This window comes from Vibrio owensii (assembly GCF_002021755.1).
Taxonomy (GTDB): domain Bacteria; phylum Pseudomonadota; class Gammaproteobacteria; order Enterobacterales; family Vibrionaceae; genus Vibrio; species Vibrio owensii.
The window spans coordinates 2111979-2127270 of the sequence record NZ_CP019960.1; the positions used below are offsets into that span (position 1 = coordinate 2111979).

Consider the following 15292-nt stretch of genomic DNA (forward strand, 5'->3'; position numbering starts at 1 on the left):
TAGAGTCATTACAGCCCGAGATGGCAAGCAAAGACATCACTCCCATCAGGCAATACAACCCCGCCCTTCTGCACGTGTTGATCATAACCATAACCTAGCCTTTATTTTTATATGAAACACAATACATATAAATAGCAGCTAAATAATACACCTGCATGATGTATGGGCAAAATCATACTCAGAGCACATTAGGATGAAACAAGTGTTTTGCTATTCATTTGGGCATTTTCTGCGATACAAATAAAAAAGCACCACATCTTTCAACATGGTGCTTTTTGGGGGGAAATTCAGAAATGGTTTACAGCACAGCTTTGCGGCTTGGTAAGAACACTTCGCCTAACATGCAACGTACTGAGCCACCGCCAATCGATTCAATGGTAGAAACGTCGAATGGCAGCAATTTACCGTGAGTCGCCAGTTGATTTCTTTGTGCTGGTGAGAACGCATCGTAAGCCGATTGAGACATAGCAATAACCTTATCGCCACGTACCGTTTCCAGCTGAAGGATGTTGCCGCAGAACTGGTTCATCTGCTCAAGCGAAATCGAGATAACCTGCTTATCTTTCGCCAATGATTTAAGCACAAAGCGACGCTCAAACTCAGGGATCACTTCATCACAAATCACGCAGAACTGCTCACCCACCGCCATCATCACGTTAGTGTGGTAAATCGGCGCGCCAGAAGGCAAACGGGTTTGGAAAGAAATCACGCGATCGTAACCAATGCGCTTGGCATAATCTTCTAACACCAGACGATCACAACGCTGTGAAAGCGCGGCATAAACGGTTTTGTTGAAGTGGTCGAACACCATCACGCCTGTGCTTTCTAGGTAGGCTTCTTCTCCGAGGTATTCGGTTAATGAATCTTGTTGATGCACTTCACGACCCGCTTTTGCTAATGCGGCGACCAGCGCATCTGGGCGAACTTCATGCTGACGGTTTTCACACGCCATCGGGAAGGTATACAAAGTGCCTTCTGGAGTGGTGCTAAACCAGTTATTCGGGAACACCGCATCTGGTGTGGCAATGTCTGATTGAGGGTAATCAAACTCAACGACTTGCACGCCTTCTTTGCGCAATGTTTCAACCATCGCGGAAAATTCAGCCATGGTATTACGTGAGACTTCTTCTTGAGTCAGAGAAACTTGGTGTTGAAACTCGTTGTCTTGCGCGGTTTCTTCGTTAAAACGAAACTCTTTCGGCGGCACCATCACAACGCAATTTGCGGTATGACGCAGAGCACTTTGCGTGCTTTCTTCTTTTCCATGTGCATTCTGAGGCACTGATTCGTGTAATAGCATCCAAACATTCCTTTTCACTAGAATGATGAGATTGTAAATTTATTGTTAACTTCGGTTTTGCTGTTTTTAATAATAAATTCATCAGTCAAAGGTAAATGTTTCTGACAAAAACTCTTTTTGCCCGACTTTTTATTGTCACCGTGCCGATTTACGGTTTTGTGGCGTGTGAATGACAATCTCAAGAACAATGCACAAGTGAATTCTTCATAACCAACTAGTTACATTTAAAATGCAATCGGTTAGACTATTTTTTCGCCTCTCTCACGTACGTAATTTGTCTGCTTTTCTGGCTAGCAGACCTCAATATGTCTTATCACCACGTTCAGTGTTTCGACCTCGTCCAAGGTAGAAAGAATTGGTGAATTCACTCTCTGGCGTGGCAATGTTTTAACTTTAGGATGAGTTATGTTTAAACGATTTGAAGGCTTTACTGAGCCGTTCCCCAAATCACAGCCTGACCAACCCCCAACCGGGATTTACGCCTTCTTGCGCCATTACACTCGTGGCTTTGAGAAACCGCTGATCATCATGTCGATCATGTCGACGATTGTGGCAATCGTAGAAGTATCTCTGTTTGGTGCCATGGGTCAGTTGGTTGATTGGCTATCCACCAGCAACCCTGAAACCTTTTTGCAAGACAACAAAGCGGACCTTATTTTCTACGGCTCTTTATTGCTGGTTGTCATGCCAATTTTGGTGGTGGTTTACTCGCTGCTGATTCACCAAACTTTGCTGGGTAACTACCCGATGTCGGTACGTTGGCTTGCACACCGTTACTTGCTTAATCAAAGTCTGAACTTCTATCAGGACGATTTTGCAGGACGTGTCGCCACCAAGGTGATGCAAACCTCTTTGGCGGTGCGAGAAACCGTCATGAAGACGATGGACGTGTTTGTTTATGTCTTGGTTTACTTCACCAGTATTATCGTGATGCTGGCGGCGGCTGACTGGCGCTTGATGATACCAATGTTGGTTTGGCTAATGGCGTACATCGCTATTCAGATCCACTTTGTTCCGAAACTAAAGGCCGTGGCGACTGAGCAAGCCGATGCACGCTCCACCATGACTGGGCGCATTGTCGACAGCTACACCAACATTCAAACCGTGAAGCTGTTCTCGCACAGTAAACGAGAAACCGAGTACGCCGAAGAAGGCATGAAAGGCTTCTTGAATACCGTATATCGCCAAATGCGCTTGGTGACCGGCTTCGACGTAGCGGTAGAGATTTCCAACTATCTATTGGTGTTCTCAGTGGCTGCGCTGTCGATTTATTTGTGGCTGGATAGCGCGATTAGCGTGGGTGCCATTGCGATTGCTGTCAGCTTAGCTCTGCGTATCAACGGTATGTCGATGTGGATCATGTGGGAAGTCGGTGCCCTATTCGAAAACTTGGGTACTGTAGTCGATGGCATGAAGACGCTGTCTAAACCGATCGACATCAAAGACAAAGCCGATGCGAAAGATCTGCAAGTTTCTCAAGGCGGCATCCACTTCGATAACGTGAGCTTCCATTACGGTGAGAAAAAGGGCGTGATAAACAACCTCGACCTTAATATCAAACCGGGTGAGAAAGTGGGCTTAGTTGGACGATCTGGCGCAGGTAAATCCACCTTAGTGAACTTGTTATTGCGCTTCCACGATGTAGAGGAAGGTTGCATCAAGATTGATGGGCAGGAAATATCTAGCGTCACTCAAGACTCGCTACGCTCGAATATTGGTATGGTAACGCAAGATACGTCTTTGCTACACCGCTCAATCCGCGACAATATCTTGTATGGCAACCCAGATGCGACTGAAGAAGACCTGATTAAAGCGACTAAGCAAGCGCACGCACACGAGTTTATCGAAACCCTAACCGACCCGTTCGGCAACGTGGGTTACGACGCACAAGTCGGTGAACGTGGTGTGAAGCTGTCTGGTGGTCAACGCCAGCGTATTGCGATTTCACGCGTACTGCTAAAAGACGCACCTTTGCTGGTACTTGATGAAGCGACTTCAGCACTGGATTCCGAGGTGGAAGCCGCCATTCAAGAAAGTTTGAACGAGCTGATGCAAGGCAAAACCGTTATCGCCATCGCGCACCGTTTGTCGACTATTGCACAAATGGATCGCTTGATTGTGCTTGATAAAGGCAACATCGTCGAACAAGGCACACACAAAGAGCTTATTGCTAACAACGGCATTTACGCTCAGCTTTGGGCGCACCAAACAGGTGGCTTCCTTGGGGAAGAGTTGGAGAGTTAATGCTCGTTAGATAGCTGTAAATCACCAAACAAAAACGGCGCACCAAGCGCCGTTTTTTATTCAATTTTGCTATATCCATCCGTTTTCTTCAGAAACCAACCCAACACAATGCGTGATCATGATCACTTAAAATCTCAACCATGAAACAACTTTATGGATGCAAATCACACTTTTTCTGCTAGTATAGCGCCCCGTTGCGTATTCGTTAGCAGTGGACACAACGCAGAGTATCTCGCTGGATTCATTTGTAATTTCACTTTTTGAGAAACAGCTATACTCAATTGATGGCTTAGTTATTAATCTAATAATAAGGTAATTAGCTTATGTGTAAATGTGGTTCAATGCAGATCGTACAAGTAAAACAAAGTTGGGCGGATAAATTATTCGGCTACTCAGAGCGCTGGAAATGCCAACTTTGCCGTAAGGTCTTCCGCTTCTAAAAGCACAATAAAAAATAATCTTAGAGTTTCTAAGAAAAAGCAGTGGCCCGACAATGATTGTCGGGTTTTGTTTTTTTCGCCCCTACTCTATCTCGCCCACATGAATCCTATTGTTCTCAACCTAGCATCTAGCTGTCGGTTGGGTATAAAATCATGCCCACTTATTACTTCATCAACTCATACATAATCGGTCACTATGAACAAAAGTTTGCTGACTAATATCCTCGCGATCGCCATGATGGGCGCGGGATATCACATTCAAAATGATTACCTTTGGTACGCGGGTCTGTTCGCTTTTTCTGGCGCGATCACCAACTGGCTAGCGATTCACATGCTGTTTGAAAAAGTACCCGGCTTATATGGCTCTGGCGTTATTCCAGCGCGCTTCGAAGAGTTCAAGCTGGCCATCAAAAACCTGATGATGGAGCAGTTCTTTACTGAAGCAAACATCGACCGTTTCTTAAACAAAGAAATGGCAGGTGGTGTAAACATCAATCTTGAACCTGTGATTGAGAAAGTCGACCTAAACCCAGCGTTTGACTCACTGGTTGAAGTTATCGAAGGATCTCAGTTTGGTGGCATGCTAGCGATGTTTGGCGGAGCAGAAGCGCTGCAACCTATGCGACAACCATTCGTAGAGAAGATGCAAGAATCCATTATCGATCTAAGCAAGAGCGACAGCATCAAAGAAGCGCTAAAAGAGCAGATGGAATCGCCAGCAATGATGGATGAAATCAAGCAGAACATCGAAAGCATCATCGATCAGCGCCTTAGCGAACTGACACCAGCTTTGGTGAAAGAAATCGTACAGAAGATGATTAAAGAACATCTTGGCTGGCTCGTAGTTTGGGGTGGCGTATTTGGTGGCCTGATCGGCGTATTGACCACTTTCGTCAGCGCTTAATTGATATAAGCTACCTACGAGAATTGAAAAGGAGCCTCCATGGCTCCTTTTTTGTGTCTGTCATGTGAACCTAAACGTGGGTATTAACCAAGCAGCTCTGGATTTACACCAAATCCAGTCTTGTGTTCTTCGATGACCACTTCACTACGAGTTTGTATTACGCCAGGTAGCGTCCCCAGCTTACTCGACATAAACTCTTGGTAAGCCTTCATGTTCTTCACTCGTACTTTGATCATGGTATCGAAGTCACCCGACAGCGAGTAGCACTCTTCAATTTCAGGCATCAACTCGACCGCTTTAGCAAATTTCTCGAAAATCGAGAAGCTAGTTTGATCAAGACGAATATGAATAAAGACCTGCACATCCAGCCCAAGCTTTTCGGCATTGAGCTCTGCGTGATAGCCATTGATGAAGCCTTCTTTTTCCAACCGTTTTACGCGTTCAGAGCATGGTGATGTGGTTAAGTTAACCTGCTTCGCCAATTCCACCACTGGAATTCGACCTCGAGAATGTAACACTCTCAAAATCTGCAAATCAATTCTGTCTAGTTGATAACTCATTAACCACATCCTTGTAACAACTCAGGAATCACCAGATTAATAGTTACTATTCAGTTTGCAAATAGTGAAATGAGCAACGTGTGAAACTCGCAGGCATTTAACGTTTGCCCTGAACAAAAAGTCGTCAAATATTCTAAAAATGAAAACATTCATGCATCTAATTTATAAATAGGCCAAACGATATAGGTGACTTTATTAATAAGATAATTTTGTTAACGAAAAAATGGAATGATGAACTTTGAATAGAAAAACATGAGCTTTTAAGAAAAGAAATGAGCCAAATGGTAAGGCAATAATAGGCAAAAATAATGAGGAGAAAGCAATGTTAACCCTACAACTCGCGTACAAGCCATTTGGTGTTGGTGAATGGACGTACACGACCGTTTCACACGAAGTGGCAAAATCTCTGGCGTCTGAATATGCCTCTTACGGCTGGCCAGTTATGATCGATGGAATGCCATTTGCAGCAGAGAAAGAGCTGGCTGCTTAAAAGTCGATTACATGATTGCTGATGTCTGTCGCGCTGGATGTTGAACCACTTCACCGATAGCGCGATGGTTACAGCAACGGCAGTAGTACTGCGGTTCCATTTCGTAGTAATGCTCACCTGATACAAACTTTGCCATCAATTGAGTAAAACTCACGACTTTGCCAGTTAGCGTAGCGATATGCTCTGGTTCACAACGCTTCATGATCACTTTATGCTGCGTTGTTCTTTTGCAAACTGAGCAATAAATATTAGGCATTTCCTTTCTCCCTGATTTCCTGTGCTACTGACAATTGACATATTTTGTTCAAAATAATTCCACAATAAAAAAGCCCCTTTGCTTTTTTGTGTTCCACATCCAAAAAATGACACCCAAGAACTCAAAAACTGAGACCTTGGTCAGACCTCAATTTTTCGACCAAATTATGAAAAATAGCACCTATGTATGTAATACTACGAGACATCATACATAACTGATTGTACGTACTTATTTTTTACATTCGATATTGCCCATATTGCTCTGCTTGCCTACGAGAGAAGACGGATTTATCTCTCCAAAACGGCTTCAATTTACAGTGTGAATTGTGTGAAAAATAAGCAGTGGAGCTAGCTCCCTCTTCGTACAGAACATGCCGTTCCAATGAGATAAACAAGGAAGTAAGATGATTCATATAACCTTCGTCCGCCATGGACGTTCACTTGCAGATGATTTGCGCGTTCATGAAGGACGATTCGACAGTCCACTCACCGAAGTAGGGATTCAACAAGCCGAAAATCGTGCAAAGCAGTTTGCCGAAGAAGGGCGAAAATACGATGCGATTTTAAGTAGCTCAATGCAGCGTGCACGTCATGTTGGAGAGATATTTTCTACACACCTAAATGTCCCTATGACCACGCATGATGAATTGATGGAGCGTGATAACGGCCCGTTGCAAGGGCTACCTTTTAGCGAATCTCAACACAAATACCCTATGGCTGATTTCGTCAACCCGTACCAACCTTGCGTCGTCTCTGCCAATGAAGGGGAAAGCGGTGTTGAACTTTACGCACGAGCAAGCCTTGCCCTTCAATCTATCATCAGACGTGGCAGTGGCCGCTACTTGGTGGTTTCCCACGGACGCTTCCTCAGCACGATGTTTAATGTGATTTGTGGCAACCAACCAAGAGCCAACGAAACTGGCGTCCGATTTGCGTTCGATGATTTGGGCTACTTCGACACAACTTACCGACCTGATCTCGATGTGTGGGTCATTCAATCTGTAAGGTGATTCCGTTATGCCAACACAACCAAAACTCGTTACTGAACGACTCATTCTACGACCTTTCCAGCATGAAGATAGCGAACGCGTCGCTTTACTCGCGGGTGAAAAAATCATCGCAGATATGACCGCGAACATTCCGCATCCTTATGAGCTGCCTATGGCGAAAACTTGGATTGACGGACATGCGCCAATGTACAAAGAGCGCAGAGGCGTCGTCTACGCTATTACCTTGCGTGAGTCAGGAGAGTTATTAGGTGCTGTGAGTATACCGAGAGTTGAGGATGGCTATGGCACTTTAGGTTATTGGCTCGGTGTCCCTTACTGGGGGAAGGGTTACGCGTTTGAAGCTACGAACGCCCTAATCGAGTTCGCACGTGTCGACTTTGAGTTAGCCGGAATTAAGGTACTGCACTTAGTGGAAAACCAACGTTCCAAATCGGTGATAAACAAACTCAATGTACCTTACGTCGAAAACACTTGGGTTGGTCCTAAAGGGGCAGAGCGTGAAGTTTGTGTTTATCAAAAAACGTTCGTCTGAAGGGACAAAAAAGCCAGCGATGATGCTGGCTTTTCTCTCTCTTAGTCTTGAGCAACTTTCACGCGAATCTTGCTTTTCGCTACGCTGGTCAAGTTCAGCGCTTCCAGTGCAGCAATCGCCTCTGCTTCGTCTGGCATGATCACAAAGCCGAAGCCTTTCGATAAACCGGTTTCTTGATCAAGAACCAGAGTACAAAGTTCTACTTTGCCGTGCGCTGAAAATAGTTTGCGCATCTCTTGCTCGGTTGTTTCACGAGCCAAGTTTCTTACTAAAAGTTTCATAATGAACCTAGTTGGTTTAATAACCGTACGATTCTCTCAGGTTCTTCCAAGCAAACCAAGCGAATAATATTGTACGAACGACTAGATCATTCTAAGTACATCTGATTAAATGATTTTTCGTTCATTTCCACCCAAAGGAGAGCCGATATGGAAACGAAACGTCTTAAGCTAATTCCCGCTTGTTTAGAACGTGCAGAGGAAGCACATCAAGTCGTGGTACGTTGCCAGAAGACGCTCGAAACGTACCTTCCTTGGGTGCCACATGTGCTCACACTAGAAGCCATGATTGAGGGAACAGAAAAAGCCATCGCCAACTTTGAAAACTTCGAAGAGGAATTGCGTTACTTCATTATCGAAAAGGAAAGCGATCGCTTAATAGGCGCCGTTGGCTTGATGATTAGAGACCAAGAAGTACCAGCATTTGAGATTGGCTACTGGTTAGATGATATCGCTGTTGGTAACGGCTACATTTCCGAGGCGGTGTTAGAATTAGAGCGCTACGCGTTTGAAGATCTTGGTGCGAGGCGCATTGCTATTACGGCAGATTCAACCAACCTAAAAAGCCGCGCCGTGGCAGAGCGTTGTGGTTATGATTTTGAAGGTGAGTTGAGACACGATCGACTCTCTACCTCAGGGGAATTGAGTAACACTGTGGTTTACTCAAAAATCCGTCAATAGGCAGTTTATGATTAAACTTTTTTATTAAATATAGCGCCACAAAAAATAAGCCTCACGAAGAGGCTTATTTTTATTTAACCGGTTTTTAATACGCTGTTTAGGCGCTAATTATAGAGCACGAATGCGCACAATTTCGTCTTGCTCAATACCCAAAGATTCAAGGAATTTTTGGTGCTCAGCAGGCTCCATCTCTTCAAATTTCTGGTGCCATGTCACCATATCGTTTTCAGAAAAACCCGCCGCTTGCATGATTTGTACCCAACGTTCTTTAGTCACAATATTATCCTCTATCAGTTGTGGTTCTTGCAGTAACACCACGATCGCTTTTTGCTGCGCTCGTAAGTTTTGAATCTCACGTTCGAGTTCATTGAAATGGTCTTTCAAGATCTCCGCTTGAGATTTGCCTTTCTGTGCCAACAAAGTGCGTATGCTGGAAATCGGTAACCCATAAGAACGATAGGACGAGATGGTTTTTAAACGCTGAATCTCTTTTTCTCCATACCATCGATAACCGTTTTCTGAACGATGTGCAGGTGCTAGCAAGCCTTCACGCTCATAGTAAAGAATCGTAGTACGAGAGAGTCCACACTCTCTGGCCAGTTGGGTTACGGTTAGCATAGTGGCTCCTTTTGTCGGTACAGACATAGCATCAGCCCTACACTGATAGACGGGTCAACACGTTTTTTACTATACCTCAGAAATTCTCTAATTGAGGTGTTAGTAGTCATTCAAATCACCATCGACCATCAACCATAGAGTAAGCACAAAAAAGCCCGCGACAAACGCGGGCTTTGTTTGCACTTGAGAATGATTAGTCTAGCTCAACCAATTTCTTCTCGTATTCTTTGTGTTGCTCAAGCACTTCTTGTGCTGCACCACCAGTCATTTTGCTCACCACCACGATAGCGATAGTAGAGAAGATGATGCCCGGTACGATTTCGTACACATCGAACCAACCGCCTGTTAGCTGTTTCCAAACCACGATAGTCACACCACCGATTAGGATACCCGCTAGTGCGCCGTTACGGTTCATACCGCTCCAGTAAAGGCTAAGTACAACTGCTGGACCAAACGCAGCACCAAAGCCTGCCCAAGCGTAAGATACAAGACCTAGAACAGAGCTGTCTGGCGTCATTGCTAGGAATAGCGCGATAAGAGAAATCACGATAACGCCTACACGACCAATCATTACCACTTCTTCAGACGTTGCATCTGGCTTAATCACTTGCTTGTAGAAATCTTCTGCAAGAGCTGATGAAGATACTAGAAGCTGTGAATCCGCAGTACTCATTACCGCCGCTAGGATTGCCGCCAATAGGATACCTGCAATCACTGGGTGGAATACTGTGTTCACCAATAGCATGAAGATTTTCTCGCCGTCATCGAGCTGTGTACCAGGGTGACCTGTTACCCACACTAGACCAACAAGACCAACGAGCATTGCACCCGCCATAGAAAGCGCAGTCCAGCCCACAGCGATACGACGCGCTGTTGTTAGGTCTTTGTTTGAACGAGAAGCTTTAAAACGCGCTAGGATGTGTGGCTGGCCAAAGTAACCTAGACCCCATGCTACCAAAGAGATGATTGCGATAGCCGATAGAGGCTCGCCTTTCACGTCGCTCCATAACGTTAGTAGCTCTGGGTTAATGTTGTGCATGTCCGTCGCTAGTTGACCTAGACCGCCGTCCATTACTGCAACAGGTACAATCATAAGTGCTGCCGCCATCAATAGGCCTTGCACCAAGTCCGTCCAAGATACCGCTAAGAAACCACCGAATAGCGTGTACGAAACCACACACACCGTACCAATGATAACGGCAATGCTGTAATCCAAGCCGAATACGGTCTCAAACAGTTTACCCCCTGCTACCAAGCCTGAGCTGGTGTAGAAAAGGAAGAATAGAAGAATGAAGAACGCAGAGATTGTCTGAATCAGTTTCGACTTATCGTTAAAGCGACGCGACAGGAACTCAGGCAGCGTTAGCGCATCAGTTTGGATGCTGTACGTACGTAGGCGTTTTGCACTGATTAACCAGTTTAGCCATGTACCCACAAGCAGACCACCTGCTAGCCAGAACGCTTCAATACCTGCTGCATACGCATACCCCGGAAGACCAAGTAGCAACCAGCCACTCATGTCTGATGCACCTGCAGATAGTGCCGCTGGCCATGGACCAAGGCTACGACCACCTAGGAAGTAGTCTGATGAATTGGAAGTCCTCTTATACGCGTAAACGCCAATGGCAACCATAATTAGTAAGTACGCCACAAAAGTGGTCGTGATAGCAAAGCTATTTTCTATCATTTGATAGTCCTCGTTATAATTATTTCCTTCCTTGCCCGCTTTGATATTTTGCCATCGCAGCAATACATCAAAGTAAGAGATACCAACCCGAGTAAGCTCTCAGGCATTTTTGATTCAGATTGGTATCACAAGTCAGGTTAGTGGGAGTCGCTTCCCAACTCGAGTAGAGTCGCGTTACCGCCCACTGCTGTAATATTTATCGTTCGAGTACGCTCGGTAATGAAGCGCAACGACAGATGAGGATCATGAGCCAATGTCGGTGACTCTAAATCCGTTTCAGAAACTAAGCCGACGATGGCACCGTCACGCTTAGCCAGTTGCAGGTTAAGCGCATGCTCAACCTGTGAATGCCCAACATAACCCACACTACGTACGTCGCTGTCTAACAACGGGGAAGACGCATCGTACGCAACCACTTGGACTAAGTTAGATGGGAAGTTTGCTGACGCTACAGCCTGCTTAACCAATTGAGTAAGCTCTGTATTGTCACTGCAAATCACCACGCTGTTGCCTGCAATCAGAGCACAGGTGATCATTGCAAATGTGCTGTACAGAGCGTTCTCGGTATTTGCTAGGTTGTTTTCACAAACGACCAAAGCCACACCGCGACCCGCTGCGTACAGCTCGTTAGTTTCACCCGTAGGGCCAACTAACTGATGAGTTTCTGCCAACAGAGCAGACGCTTGCTGCAAGTGGTAAGACACCACTTTGCCAACCACGCTATGCTGCTCTTCAATCGCAGATTTAAATGCCAGCAAATGCTCACATTTGTAATCAAAATCGGTCAGATTCCACTGCTCCCACGCAGAGAATGCATCTTTAAAATACGTGATCTGATGAACCATAATGCGACTCCTTACGCCTTCTCTGCTTGAACAAGATGTTGTTTAGTAAAGCGGTATAGGTAGTGAGGACCACCTGCCTTCGGACCCGTGCCTGACAAGCCTTGACCACCGAATGGCTGAACGCCAACCACCGCACCAACCTGATCGCGGTTGATGTAGCAGTTACCCACGCGAGCGTGTTTTTCAATCCAACGGTAAGTGGTTTCGTTACGGCTGTGGATGCCCATTGTGAGACCAAAACCAGTTTGGTTGATTTGCTCAACCACGTTTGGCAACTCAGACGCTTTAAAGCGAACAATGTGCAAGATAGGACCGAATTGCTCTTCTTTCAGAACATCAATGCCCGAGATTTCGAACGCACTTGGCGACACAAAGTCACCGTGCTGACAAACTTCATCCAATTGCAATTGAGCAACTTTGGTTTGCGTGCTTGTCATGTGCTCTAGGTGAGCAAGGAGTTTGTTTTTTGCATTGCTGTCGATAACCGGACCCACATCAGTTTTGTGTAGGTAAGGAATACCAACATGCAGTTCATTCATCGCACCTTGGATAAGGTTGATGATGCGATCCGCAACATCTTCTTGAACGAACAGAACGCGCAGAGCAGAACAGCGTTGACCTGCAGAAGCGAAAGCGGAACGAATCACGTCACGCACAACTTGCTCTGGTAGTGCCGTACTATCCACAATCATGGCGTTTTGACCGCCAGTTTCAGCGATAAACGGGACTGGCTTCGCGCTGCGCTCGGCAAGCGTCACGTTGATGCGTTGCGCCGTTGCTGTCGAACCAGTAAATGCCACGCCTGCAATCGCATCGTGAGATGTCAGTGCATGACCAATTTCACCACCACGACCCGGCAATAGCTGAATCACACCCGCTGGGAAGCCAGCTTCTAACATCAATTCGATCGCTCGCGCCGCAATTAAGCTAGTTTGTTCAGCAGGCTTAGCGACGACGGTGTTACCTGCAACTAATGCGGCTGTGACTTGACCAAGGAAAATCGCGAGTGGGAAGTTCCATGGGCTGATACAAACAAATACGCCCAAACCTTCACGGCTAGAAATGCGCTTCACGCCATCAAAGCCCTCTAGCTCAAACGGCTGAAGATTTTGCGCTTGTTTCGCGTAGTAACGACAGAAGTCGACCGCTTCACGCACTTCATCAATGCTATCGTGAATCGTCTTACCCGCTTCTTGGTGACAAATCGCCACCAGCTCAGCCAAGTTTTCTTCCATCAGATCCGCAAGCTTATCTAGGCACACCGCTTTTTGTTCAATTGCAGTGCCTTTCCACTCAGGGAATGCAGCATCAGCCGCTTCGATTGCAGCGGAAACATGATCAAGGCTTGCAAAAGCCACCTGACCCACTTCAATACGACGATCGTAAGGTGCAGTAATGATCTCTGCGGAGTTTTCCTTGATCATGCTTTCGGCATGTTTCACGCCGTTGATGATCGGACCCGCAGTCCACTTCTGATTCAGGAAGCTTTCAACCTGCCCTTCAAACGGCTTCGCTTCGCTATCGATATCAACGTTCACACCGTACGAGTTTTTACGCTCCGGGAAGATGCCGGTTGGCATTGGAATTTGACCGTTGTGTAGCGTCTCAAAAGAGGTCAGCACATCAACAGGATGATGCGTCAGCTCTGAAATCGGACAACGCGCATCGACCAAACGGTGCACAAACGAGCTGTTCGCGCCGTTTTCTAGTAAGCGACGAACCAAGTAAGGCAGCAGATCCGCATGGCTACCGACTGGCGCGTAAATACGTACTGGCTGACCATAAGTGTCCATTACATGGTTATAAAGCGAATCGCCCATACCATGCAGACGCTGGAATTCGTAATCTTTGTGCTCTGCCATTACAGCAATCGCAGTAACAGTGTGCGCGTTGTGACTAGCAAACTGCGGGAAGATGTTACCGCGCACGCCTTCACTAAGTAGGAAACGCGCACACGCTAGGTAAGCAACATCCGTCGCTTCTTTACGCGTGTAAACAGGGTAGTTCTCGTAACCCGCTTGTTGCGACCACTTGATTTCGCTGTCCCAGTACGCGCCTTTTACTAGACGAAGCGGGATCAAATCACCCTGCTCTTTTGCTAGACCGTTTAGCCATACGAGTACAGACAGTGCACGTTTCGAGTAGGCTTGAACTACTAGACCAAACTTGCCCCAACCTTTCACTAGGTCGCTGCGGTACAGTTTTTCAAACAGTTTTAATGACAGCTCAAGACGGTCCGCTTCTTCTGCGTCAATCGTGATGGCAACATCCACTTCGATAGCGCGTTTAAGCAGTTGCGTTAAGGTGTCATAAAGCTCTGTCATCACGCGTTCTTCATTCGCCACTTCGTAACGTGGGTGAAGTGCAGAAAGCTTAATAGAGACAGAAGGCGCAGGGCTCGTATCACTGCCGTACGTTTCGCGACCTACGGCTTCAATCGCCATTAGGTAATCTTTGAAGTACTTGCTTGCATCTGCCGTGGTCAGCGCCGCTTCACCCAACATATCGAACGAGTAAGTGAAACCTTTGTCGCGCATTGGGCGACCGTTCTTCTGCGCTTCTTCAATCGTACGACCACGTACAAACTGATGACCCATGATCTTCATTGCCTGATACATGGCTTTACGAATCACAGGTTCTGAGAATTTGTTTACCAGACGGTTTACAGCCTGACCTGGGCTCTGGGTTTCTTGCTCACCAAGACCAATCACTTTACCCGTTAGCATTAAGCCCCAAGTTGAAGCGTTAACGAACACGGAATCAGAACTCTTAAGATGAGATTTCCAATCCGCTACGCTTAACTTATCTTTAATCAGCGCATCCGCCGTTGCTGAATCAGGAATACGCATCAATGCCTCTGCAAGACACATCAACAAGATACCTTCTTGGGTATCAAGGCTGTATTCCAGCAATAGCGCATCAATCATCTGGATTGACTTCTTATCCGCACGGATAGCTTCGATAAGCTGGGTTGTTTGGGTCGTGATTGCCGATTTTTCTTCCGCTGTCGGCGTCGCTAGTGGCAATAATTGCTCTAGCCATTGAGACTCGTCCACCATGTACAATGGCGAGATCAGTGACCATAACTTATCAAGCGGCTGCTCGATAAATTCTGGTGTTAACACGTTCGTTGCAGTAAACATGCGTTTTCCTCAATCTCTCTCCTCGAAAACCGCTTCGAGGATCATCAATGGCTGGCAGTGTATTTTGAGGGCGAGAAGAATACTTGTCAAAAACTCCGAGCTTTTTGCTAAAAACTCGCTTTTATAACAAAACATCTACATAGTCACATGCAAATAGATAATATATTGTGTTGTAAAAATTCATCTTTGCATGTCATTTACAACAAAAGTAGACAGGTTTTCGACAGATTTTGTTTGAATAAGAAGGATTTAGATTGCGCTTTTGTGAGAAACGGACAAAAACGCTGAAAACTTTCGGAGAATTA

14 protein-coding genes are annotated in these 15292 nt (G+C 45.9%); 6 read left to right on the forward strand and 8 right to left on the reverse strand.

The features are described 5' to 3' along the window. Positions 1-298: 298 nt before the first annotated feature. Positions 299-1300 (reverse strand): arginine deiminase-related protein, encoded by a 1002-nt coding sequence (locus tag A9237_RS25925; RefSeq protein WP_039987672.1) that lies wholly within the window; start codon positions 1298-1300, stop codon positions 299-301. A gap of 405 nt (positions 1301-1705) precedes the next feature. On the opposite strand from A9237_RS25925, the gene A9237_RS25930 reads away from it, so the two are divergent. Both A9237_RS25930 and A9237_RS25935 read left to right on the forward strand, forming a co-directional pair. Then, positions 1706-3544, forward strand: coding sequence for an ABC transporter ATP-binding protein (locus tag A9237_RS25930; RefSeq protein ID WP_078610122.1), 1839 nt, complete (start codon positions 1706-1708; stop codon positions 3542-3544). Between the two features lie 636 nt (positions 3545-4180). Then, entirely contained in the window at positions 4181-4888 is a 708-nt protein-coding gene (locus A9237_RS25935; RefSeq protein WP_005435770.1) for a DUF445 domain-containing protein, read from the forward strand. Positions 4889-4971: 83 nt separating this feature from the next. Here A9237_RS25935 and A9237_RS25940 read toward each other — a convergent pair whose 3' ends face one another. Next, complete coding sequence (locus A9237_RS25940) at positions 4972-5448, reverse strand: Lrp/AsnC family transcriptional regulator (protein WP_033005158.1); 477 nt, start codon at positions 5446-5448, stop codon at positions 4972-4974. Positions 5449-5770: 322 nt separating this feature from the next. On the opposite strand from A9237_RS25940, the gene A9237_RS27275 reads away from it, so the two are divergent. Then, the gene (locus tag A9237_RS27275) at positions 5771-5938 is read left to right on the forward strand and encodes a hypothetical protein (protein ID WP_009706656.1); all 168 of its coding nucleotides are present in this window, start codon (positions 5771-5773) and stop codon (positions 5936-5938) included. A 7-nt stretch (positions 5939-5945) separates the two neighbouring features. Here the strand turns inward: A9237_RS27275 and A9237_RS25945 are convergent, their stop codons facing one another. Then, entirely contained in the window at positions 5946-6194 is a 249-nt protein-coding gene (locus A9237_RS25945) for a hypothetical protein (RefSeq protein ID WP_020194154.1), read from the reverse strand. Between the two features lie 403 nt (positions 6195-6597). On the opposite strand from A9237_RS25945, the gene A9237_RS25950 reads away from it, so the two are divergent. Both A9237_RS25950 and A9237_RS25955 read left to right on the forward strand, forming a co-directional pair. Beyond that, the gene (locus A9237_RS25950) at positions 6598-7203 is read left to right on the forward strand and encodes a histidine phosphatase family protein (protein WP_038895075.1); all 606 of its coding nucleotides are present in this window, start codon (positions 6598-6600) and stop codon (positions 7201-7203) included. Between the two features lie 7 nt (positions 7204-7210). Then, positions 7211-7735, forward strand: a complete 525-nt coding sequence (locus A9237_RS25955; RefSeq protein WP_078610123.1) for a GNAT family N-acetyltransferase — start codon at positions 7211-7213, stop codon at positions 7733-7735. Positions 7736-7776: 41 nt separating this feature from the next. On the opposite strand, the gene A9237_RS25960 is transcribed toward A9237_RS25955, so the two are convergent. Further along, positions 7777-8016, reverse strand: a complete 240-nt coding sequence (locus tag A9237_RS25960; RefSeq protein WP_009706659.1) for an RNA recognition motif domain-containing protein — start codon at positions 8014-8016, stop codon at positions 7777-7779. 147 nt (positions 8017-8163) lie between these two features. Between A9237_RS25960 and A9237_RS25965 the strand changes: the two genes are divergently transcribed. After that, complete coding sequence (locus A9237_RS25965; RefSeq protein WP_005435778.1) at positions 8164-8694, forward strand: GNAT family N-acetyltransferase; 531 nt, start codon at positions 8164-8166, stop codon at positions 8692-8694. Between the two features lie 108 nt (positions 8695-8802). Here the strand turns inward: A9237_RS25965 and A9237_RS25970 are convergent, their stop codons facing one another. From A9237_RS25970 to putA, 4 genes are all read right to left on the reverse strand, one after another. Beyond that, complete coding sequence (locus A9237_RS25970) at positions 8803-9312, reverse strand: MerR family transcriptional regulator (RefSeq protein ID WP_038895068.1); 510 nt, start codon at positions 9310-9312, stop codon at positions 8803-8805. A 193-nt stretch (positions 9313-9505) separates the two neighbouring features. Continuing rightward, positions 9506-10999, reverse strand: coding sequence for a sodium/proline symporter PutP (putP, locus tag A9237_RS25975; RefSeq protein ID WP_041059275.1), 1494 nt, complete (start codon positions 10997-10999; stop codon positions 9506-9508). A 137-nt stretch (positions 11000-11136) separates the two neighbouring features. Continuing rightward, entirely contained in the window at positions 11137-11844 is a 708-nt protein-coding gene (locus tag A9237_RS25980) for a 1-pyrroline-5-carboxylate dehydrogenase (protein ID WP_078610124.1), read from the reverse strand. Between the two features lie 11 nt (positions 11845-11855). Continuing rightward, positions 11856-14987: a bifunctional proline dehydrogenase/L-glutamate gamma-semialdehyde dehydrogenase PutA gene (putA, locus tag A9237_RS25985; protein WP_078610125.1), complete on the reverse strand. Its 3132-nt coding sequence runs from the start codon at positions 14985-14987 to the stop codon at positions 11856-11858. Positions 14988-15292: the final 305 nt, after the last annotated feature.

What these genes read in the sequence shown, in the direction of transcription:
- A9237_RS25960 (WP_009706659.1), bottom strand. Translation starts at nt 8,016, where the DNA reads ATGAAACTTTTAGTAAGAAACTTGGCTCGTGAAACAACCGAGCAAGAG.
- A9237_RS25930 (WP_078610122.1), top strand. Translation starts at nt 1,706, where the DNA reads ATGTTTAAACGATTTGAAGGCTTTACTGAGCCGTTCCCCAAATCACAG.
- A9237_RS25970 (WP_038895068.1), bottom strand. Translation starts at nt 9,312, where the DNA reads ATGCTAACCGTAACCCAACTGGCCAGAGAGTGTGGACTCTCTCGTACT.
- A9237_RS25965 (WP_005435778.1), top strand. Translation starts at nt 8,164, where the DNA reads ATGGAAACGAAACGTCTTAAGCTAATTCCCGCTTGTTTAGAACGTGCA.
- A9237_RS25940 (WP_033005158.1), bottom strand. Translation starts at nt 5,448, where the DNA reads ATGAGTTATCAACTAGACAGAATTGATTTGCAGATTTTGAGAGTGTTA.
- A9237_RS27275 (WP_009706656.1), top strand. Translation starts at nt 5,771, where the DNA reads ATGTTAACCCTACAACTCGCGTACAAGCCATTTGGTGTTGGTGAATGG.
- A9237_RS25955 (WP_078610123.1), top strand. Translation starts at nt 7,211, where the DNA reads ATGCCAACACAACCAAAACTCGTTACTGAACGACTCATTCTACGACCT.
- A9237_RS25925 (WP_039987672.1), bottom strand. Translation starts at nt 1,300, where the DNA reads ATGCTATTACACGAATCAGTGCCTCAGAATGCACATGGAAAAGAAGAA.
- putP (WP_041059275.1), bottom strand. Translation starts at nt 10,999, where the DNA reads ATGATAGAAAATAGCTTTGCTATCACGACCACTTTTGTGGCGTACTTA.
- putA (WP_078610125.1), bottom strand. Translation starts at nt 14,987, where the DNA reads ATGTTTACTGCAACGAACGTGTTAACACCAGAATTTATCGAGCAGCCG.
- A9237_RS25945 (WP_020194154.1), bottom strand. Translation starts at nt 6,194, where the DNA reads ATGCCTAATATTTATTGCTCAGTTTGCAAAAGAACAACGCAGCATAAA.
- A9237_RS25950 (WP_038895075.1), top strand. Translation starts at nt 6,598, where the DNA reads ATGATTCATATAACCTTCGTCCGCCATGGACGTTCACTTGCAGATGAT.
- A9237_RS25935 (WP_005435770.1), top strand. Translation starts at nt 4,181, where the DNA reads ATGAACAAAAGTTTGCTGACTAATATCCTCGCGATCGCCATGATGGGC.
- A9237_RS25980 (WP_078610124.1), bottom strand. Translation starts at nt 11,844, where the DNA reads ATGGTTCATCAGATCACGTATTTTAAAGATGCATTCTCTGCGTGGGAG.